Here is a 7,309-nt window from a genome sequence, read left to right on the forward strand (position 1 = left end):
GATACTCTTTTTTTGTTTGCGAAAAGTGTGTGTGCGGCCGTCGGCAACATGAGAACCCGGCTGGCAATGAGAAAGGAATTAATTATATATGGAAACAGTTAGATTTGATGAATTACAGCTAGATGAAAGAATTCTACGAGCAGTAGCAGATATGGGATTTGAAGAAGCATCTCCGATTCAGGCTCAGGCCATTCCTGTCCAGGCAGAAGGAAAGGACATTATTGGTCAGGCGCAGACTGGAACTGGTAAGACTGCAGCTTTTGGTATCCCTATGTTACAGAAAGTAGATCCTAAGGTTAAAAAGCTTCAGGCGGTGGCACTCTGCCCCACCAGAGAGCTTGCCATTCAGGTGGCAGATGAAATCCGCCGGCTTGCAAAATATATGCATGGTGTTAAAGTTCTTCCGATTTATGGTGGACAAGACATTGTGAAACAGATTCGTTCTTTAAAAGATGGAACACAGGTTATTATTGGTACACCGGGTCGTGTGATGGATCATATGCGCAGGAAAACCATTAAGGTTGAAAACGTTCAGACCGTAATTATGGACGAGGCAGATGAGATGTTAAACATGGGATTTTTGGAGGATATGGAAACCATATTGAGCCAGCTTCCAGAGGATAGACAGACCGTTATGTTTTCTGCTACCATGTCTCGTGAAATTATGGAAATTGCAAGAAAATTCCAGAAAGAACCGATTAATGTTAAAGTAGTAAAGAAGGAATTGACGGTTCCTAAGGTAACTCAGTATTATTATGAAGTGAAGCAAAAAACGAAGGTGGAAGTTATGTGCCGTCTTCTTGACATGTATGCACCAAAGCTTTCTGTTGCATTTTGTAACACTAAAAAACAGGTAGATGAACTGGTACAGTCATTACAGGGACGTGGATATTTTGCGGAAGGACTTCACGGGGATTTAAAGCAGATCCAGCGTGATCGTGTTATGAACAGCTTCCGTAACGGAAAGACAGAGATCCTTGTTGCAACTGACGTTGCAGCCCGAGGAATCGACGTTGATGATGTAGAAGCCGTATTTAACTATGACTTACCTCAAGATGATGAGTATTATGTGCATAGAATTGGACGTACAGGACGTGCAGGCCGTGAAGGGATCGCTTTTAACTTCGTGGTTGGAAAAGATGTCTATAAATTACGTGACATTCAGCGTTACTGTAAGACAAAGATTGTACCTCAGGCGATTCCATCACTGAATGATGTAACTGCAATCAAGGTAGATAAGATTTTAGAGAGTGTTGCTGACACTATCGGAGATACGGATCTAACTGAGACAGTAAACATCATTGAGAAGAAGCTGATGGAAGAAGACTATACGTCTCTTGATCTGGCGGCTGCTCTGTTAAAGAAGTTAATGGGTGACGAGAATGAAGATATTATCGACACCAGAGAACCTAGATCTCTTGATAATCTTGGCAGCAATTACAGCGGTGGTGGAAGCCGTGGCGGAAGCAGAGGCAGAAGCAACGGGAGTGGCAGCGGTAACGGTAGAGGAAGAAATGATTCAGGCAGAGAAGATATGGCACGCCTTTTCATCAACATCGGAAAGAACCAGAATGTAAAACCTGGTGATGTTCTGGGAGCCATAGCGGGTGAGTCCGGTATGCCTGGAAAGATGGTAGGAAGTATCGATATGTATGACAAATACACCTTTGTGGAAGTTCCAAGAGAGAATGCGGATGCTGTTTTACAGGCAATGAAGGACGTAAAAATCAAAGGGAAAAATATACACATGGAAAAAGCCAACGGAAAAGGGAATTAGATGGCCGGGAGCATTCGCTCCCGGTTTTTTCTTGTTTCCCAGGTAGAAAAAATGGCAAAGTCGCCAATTATGAATCGTATAACATGACAGTAAGGATGCCGGGAGTCGTTTGCTCTCGGTTTTTCTTGCGTATAGGGGGGAGAAAGGTTACAATAAAAAGATAAAAAGAGGATTTTTGAAAGGAACGTAACAGATCATATGAGACGAAAAAAATTATTATTAGTCAGTGTTTTGGCTATATCCATAGCTACTATTTGCGCATGTGGCAAGTATGAAACTTCAAAGCCACAAAGGAAAGAGAATTCCCAAATGCTAAGTTTAAAACTTCTTAACGTAAAAACTATGAAGTTTTTAAAAGATACCAATATGCCGCCAAATATTTATGAAAAGTTTGTAATGACTTTACAGGGGGATGAGAAAGCGAAAGAGTGGCTTCTTAATTATAATAAAGATACGGAATATAAGTTTGATTCAATAATATATGAAGTCTTAGGTGATACATATTCAGAAGAGAATTGTCTCTATAATATAGGTATGCTTTATTATAACGGAAATAAGGAACTATCGTTAGAGAAAGACGATGAAAACGCATTATACTGGTTAAAATTATCCGTATATAAAGGTAGTTTTGAGGGTGCCATTCAGATTGGTGATATGCGAAAAGACAAAGATGCATTGCGTTTTTATCAGAAAGCACTGAATATTAAGACAAGTGGAATCGCTTATGAGCGCTTAGCCGACTGTTATGAAAATGGAATCGGAACGGATAAGGATGAGAAGAAGGCTAACAATTATTATTTTAAGAGCACGCTTGATGGAAATAGTAAAGGGCTATATAAAATGGCTCAGTTAAATAGCTTATCTTCTGCGCAATCTATCTTGTTTTTAAAGGCAGCAGGCAGCATGGATTATAGTGGTCCTTACTTTACTATGGTGTATGAAGGGCTAGATGGCTATTCGGCAAGTGATTCTAAGATAAACGGAATCAATCGCTTGGAAGATTTATGGGATCATGGAGGTGATTCTGCGGCAGATCAACTAAAAAAATCAATTACTGAAAATGAATACTTTCCCAAAAAATTTATAGAGGAACTAATTAAGACATCTTATACCTATTCGTATCATTCGTTTGCTGAAAAAAACAGCGTGAGAACAACCAATTTCGCAGATGGAGATGAGGATATACAAGAATTAAATTATGGGGAATGGGACTTTTATGATCTAGACTTTGATGGAGATGGGGAAAAGGAAGTAGGCTTACCTGATCTAAGTGGAGCAGGCGGCGCATTTATGACGGACGGGATTTGTATTTATAAAAAAAATAATAATGGTATATATGAGGAATATGCTTACGGGCCTAGTTGTACTTTGCGTGATGCAATGCAGGTGATTCAGTATGAGAATAGAATTTATTTTATTACGAACCCATTTTCAGACACCAAGAACGACCCTCATAATATTACAGCACGTGCTATTGATAAAAATGGGAAGGGACATACGGTTTCTGTGATCTGTAATAAATATAAACCGAAAGAAGTCATGACACAAGTATATGGAGACCATGCAGATGAACTTAAAACTTTTTTATCAAGGGTTCAATCACAGGCGTTAGAAGCAATCGGCATGACAAAAAAACACCAGATGTACAATCCGAATAATTACAAGGAAGTACTTGAAGACGAATATGCTCCTAACTCGAAACATATTTATTTTGCGTCTGATATTGATAACGATGGCGTGAAAGAATATGTTCTTAAAGCACATGAGATTGACGACAGAGGAAAGTATTATCAAGATTATAATCTATTTCAGATTTTTGAAGGGGAATCTGAATTTGAAAATGCAGAATCGGTTATGGATAGTATGCGGCAAGACAGCTATTACGGATTGCATTCAAGCGGGAATATCTATGAGATGTTACCAGTTAGTGGTAAGATTGTTCAGTTCTGGACACAGGAAGAAGATGATATAACGTATTGTATCGCGTTAACGAGGAATGAACTCTTATATGGGCTGCATGTATTTATGGTGAAAGATGAAAAAGCCCTGCCGATTTGTGAAAGTCTGCTATTTGATGAGGTTCAGGGGGTTGACGTGGTATTTTCCCAAGACTGATGCCATAAGTTTTTAAGTATACTCTGGAAGATGGGCAAAGCTATTTTTATGGGCTTTGTCCTTTTTCTTGCTTCTTATGAAAAAAAAAGATACAATAGTTTCAGATGAAATCACTGGAGGAAATTATGGCTGATTGGAAGAAAAATGATCGAATAGAAGTAACAATAGAAGATATGAGTGAAACTGGGGACGGGATTGGAAAAACGGACGGATTTACCTGGTTTATTAAGGACACGGTGATCGGAGACCGGGTAGCAGCCAAGGTAATGAAGACGAAGAAGTCTTATGGATTTGCGCGTCTGGAGGAGATTCTTGAGGCATCAAACTATCGGGTGGAACCAAAGTGCCCAGTTGCAAGACAATGCGGTGGCTGCCAGCTTCAGGCGATGGACTATGAGGAGCAGTTAAAGTATAAGGAGCGTAAGATAGTAAACAATTTAACTCGAATCGGTGGTTTCTTAGATGTCCCAATGCTCCCTATTATGGGGATGGAAAAGCCTTGGCGTTATCGGAACAAGGCTCAGTTTCCTTGGGGAGTGGATAAGGACGGTGGGATTATCACTGGTTTTTATGCTGGAAGGACTCATTCTATCATTGGTTGTGAGGACTGTTTGCTTGGAATTGAGGAAAATGAGTTAATCTTACAAAGGGTGCGGGAACATATGGAGAAGTATCAGTTAGCCCCGTATGAGGAAACCGCCCATAAAGGGTTAATTCGTCATACGTTGATTCGGAAGGGGTTTCAGACGGGTGAACTGATGGTTTGTCAGGTGATCAATGGGACGAGTCTGCCTCATAAGGAGGAACTGGTCAATCGTTTGTTGGAAATTCCGGGAATGACGAGTATTTCGCTTAATATCAACCGGGATCGATCCAATGTGATTCTTGGGGATCGGGTTATAAATCTGCATGGGCCTGGCTATATTACGGATTCCATTGGTTCGGTTCAGTACCGAATCTCTCCCCTTTCTTTTTATCAGGTGAATCCGGTGCAAACGGAGAAACTTTATGAGACAGCTCTATCTTATGCAGGGCTGACGGGGGGGGAGACGGTCTGGGATCTTTATTGTGGAATCGGAACCATCTCTTTGTTTCTTTCGCAAAAGGCGAAGAAGGTATATGGGGTTGAGATTGTTCCTCAGGCAATCGAGGATGCCAGGGTGAATGCGAAATTAAATGGCATGGAGAACGTGGAGTTTTTCGTTGGAAAGGCGGAGGAGGTTCTGCCGGAACAGTATGAAAAGAATCACATATCTGCGGACGTGATCGTGGTGGACCCGCCAAGGAAGGGCTGCGATGAGCTATGTCTTAATACCATTGTAAAGATGGCACCGAAACGAGTGGTATATGTCAGCTGTGATTCTGCAACCCTTGCAAGGGATTTAAAATATCTGACAGAACGAGGCTATGAGCTGAGCAAGGTGAGGGGATGCGACATGTTCCCGATGACAGGGCACGTGGAGACCGTTTGTCTACTGTCACGGAAAACCCAGTAAATCAAAGGGTTTTGGGGGAGTGAAGGTGATATGTGCGTGTACTTTTAGAATTAGTTGTAGTTAATATGTTTCCTATCACCTGATTGGGGTAAGGAAAATAAAAGTTTTAGCAAAAGATAAAAAGGATATTGAACAAATTATATAGGAGGATGAAGGGTTTATTAAATGATATATACTTTAAACGCTAGAAATAATGTAAAGTTACAAATTATGAAAAAGGCTATTGGGCTTAGTAGCAAAGATATCATGGAGATGATATGTGAAGATGCTGAAGAAGTTGGTAAAATTCTTTTGAAAAAAAATATCTCGTATAATGCACTAAGAAGTGTACTAACTCCTCCTCATAAGGTGAATCGGAGAGAATTAGCCTTTTGCTTTGACAGCAATCGAATAAAAGAAACGTGGTATGGGAATCAAATAATGAAGGTTATACTTCCTTTAATTAATAAAAAGAGAAATCATAGTATACTATGTGGAGATATGTGTGTTCCTTCATCTCTAAATTATTATGTTTGTACAAGTTTGATTGACAATATTGAGTTTATAAAACCTTTGACTATTAAGAGAGCCGATCAATATTTTATGGTCTATATTAATAATTTAGTTCAAGATGAAATAAAACAGATAATTGAGGGACTGTGCAGATTTGATGCCTTTATTGGATATGGAGACATGTCATATTCGAACACGTTAAAAGACGTATTGGCTTATTACCTTGGTCAATGTTGCATACAGTATGGTAAAATAATTTTGTTATCTCATGAAGATGATATAAGTAACGATCAAAATGTGAATCTACCAGGATATGATTTTAAATCATGTGGATTTCAAGTGGCAAGTATTCAGCAGTATTATTATTTAAATTATCTTGAGTATAAGATAGAGAGTCGATTATTAGATAAAAGTGATTTGATATATTGTTTGAATTCGATAAGTGAATGCCCTCAAGATTATGAAGATTACGATATTATAGTAGAACCAAAGAAATTTGAATATATAAAAAATAAAAATTCCAGCGTAATCTATTCTACTGGTATAGATACTATGAGCTTAGAAGATATAACGGAGTTACTACAAGATAAGCTCAAAAATAGTTATATTTATAACTTGGAAATTAACGATTACTCAACAGCAAAATTTAATTCTATAATTGAGATTAATAAGGAAAATTTAGGGACGTTCCGCTTACTTGCATCTTTTGAGTATAATCCGCAAAATAGATATTTACGTTTACTAAATTTGTTTTAAAAAATTAAGATTTTAACTCAAATCAATCTGTTAATATAAAAAAACAAGCCGATAGAAAAAGAGAAAGATTGGTTAGATGGGGGAGATTTTACCTAATCCATAAATTTACTTTATGGATTTGCCATGTAGTATAAAAACTATTTCTATGGGAACGTTGAAACCGTGTGCTTGCTAAGTCGGAAAGACCGCTAAATCAAAGGTTATCGAGATTTTGAAGTGAACATGTAGGTGTGTTTTAGAGGTGGAATTCCTTACTTCTCAGGATAGGGGGGGGGGGGTAAGGAATTTTCTACGTTATGGCGGAAGGGATACTTTTCGGCAAATAAATTTAAAATTATAGTGTGAACAAATCATCTACCGATGTCAGATTTATATTTTTGGCGGAGCTTTTCAATCTTCAACACCTCCTTCGTCAAATCGTGGTAGCTTTCGGCAACCTTACCTTTTGGGTCGTGAGCAAAAATGCGCTTATCCTCGGCACTAGATACTGTCAATAGTTTTGCGCAAATTAAATTTTAACTTAACCGCCTTGATTATCTAATACCGGTCCGCTCAGGTAAAGTCAAGAGTGCTTGCACTTGTCTTGCTCTTGACCTTACCTGGGCAGACTGGTACCGTACTTCAGGGCGGTAAGACTGTTTTTCGTTTGGTTCCGGTAAGTTAGCCGGCTATG

Annotated in this window: 4 protein-coding genes and 1 pseudogene; 4 read left to right on the forward strand and 1 reads right to left on the reverse strand. The window is 38.9% G+C overall.

The genetic code is table 11. The features are described from left to right. The first annotated feature begins 88 nt into the window (after nt 1-88). From EFT72_RS05455 to EFT72_RS05470, 4 genes are all read left to right on the forward strand, one after another. A complete protein-coding gene (locus EFT72_RS05455) occupies nt 89-1,777 on the forward strand; it encodes a DEAD/DEAH box helicase (RefSeq protein WP_124065892.1) in 1,689 nt (562 codons plus the stop codon). Between the two features lie 198 nt (nt 1,778-1,975). Then, nucleotides 1,976-3,892: a tetratricopeptide repeat protein gene (locus EFT72_RS05460; protein WP_124065893.1), complete on the forward strand. Its 1,917-nt coding sequence runs from the start codon at nt 1,976-1,978 to the stop codon at nt 3,890-3,892. Nucleotides 3,893-4,017: 125 nt separating this feature from the next. Next, nucleotides 4,018-5,388 (forward strand): 23S rRNA (uracil(1939)-C(5))-methyltransferase RlmD, encoded by a 1,371-nt coding sequence (gene rlmD / locus EFT72_RS05465; protein WP_124065894.1) that lies wholly within the window; start codon nt 4,018-4,020, stop codon nt 5,386-5,388. Between the two features lie 165 nt (nt 5,389-5,553). Next, a complete protein-coding gene (locus EFT72_RS05470) occupies nt 5,554-6,636 on the forward strand; it encodes a hypothetical protein (protein ID WP_124065895.1) in 1,083 nt (360 codons plus the stop codon). Nucleotides 6,637-6,986: 350 nt separating this feature from the next. On the opposite strand, the pseudogene EFT72_RS19625 reads toward EFT72_RS05470, so the two are convergent. After that, nucleotides 6,987-7,118 (reverse strand): annotated as a pseudogene (locus EFT72_RS19625) (ParA family protein); the annotation flags it as partial. Nucleotides 7,119-7,309: the final 191 nt, after the last annotated feature.

Source organism: Clostridium sp. E02 (genome assembly GCF_003833015.1).
GTDB lineage: Bacteria > Bacillota > Clostridia > Lachnospirales > Lachnospiraceae > Lacrimispora.

Excerpts from the sequence above, each read along its gene's own strand:
- EFT72_RS05455 (WP_124065892.1), top strand. The coding sequence starts at position 89 with ATGGAAACAGTTAGATTTGATGAATTACAGCTAGATGAAAGAATTCTA.
- rlmD (WP_124065894.1), top strand. The coding sequence starts at position 4,018 with ATGGCTGATTGGAAGAAAAATGATCGAATAGAAGTAACAATAGAAGAT.
- EFT72_RS05470 (WP_124065895.1), top strand. The coding sequence starts at position 5,554 with ATGATATATACTTTAAACGCTAGAAATAATGTAAAGTTACAAATTATG.
- EFT72_RS05460 (WP_124065893.1), top strand. The coding sequence starts at position 1,976 with ATGAGACGAAAAAAATTATTATTAGTCAGTGTTTTGGCTATATCCATA.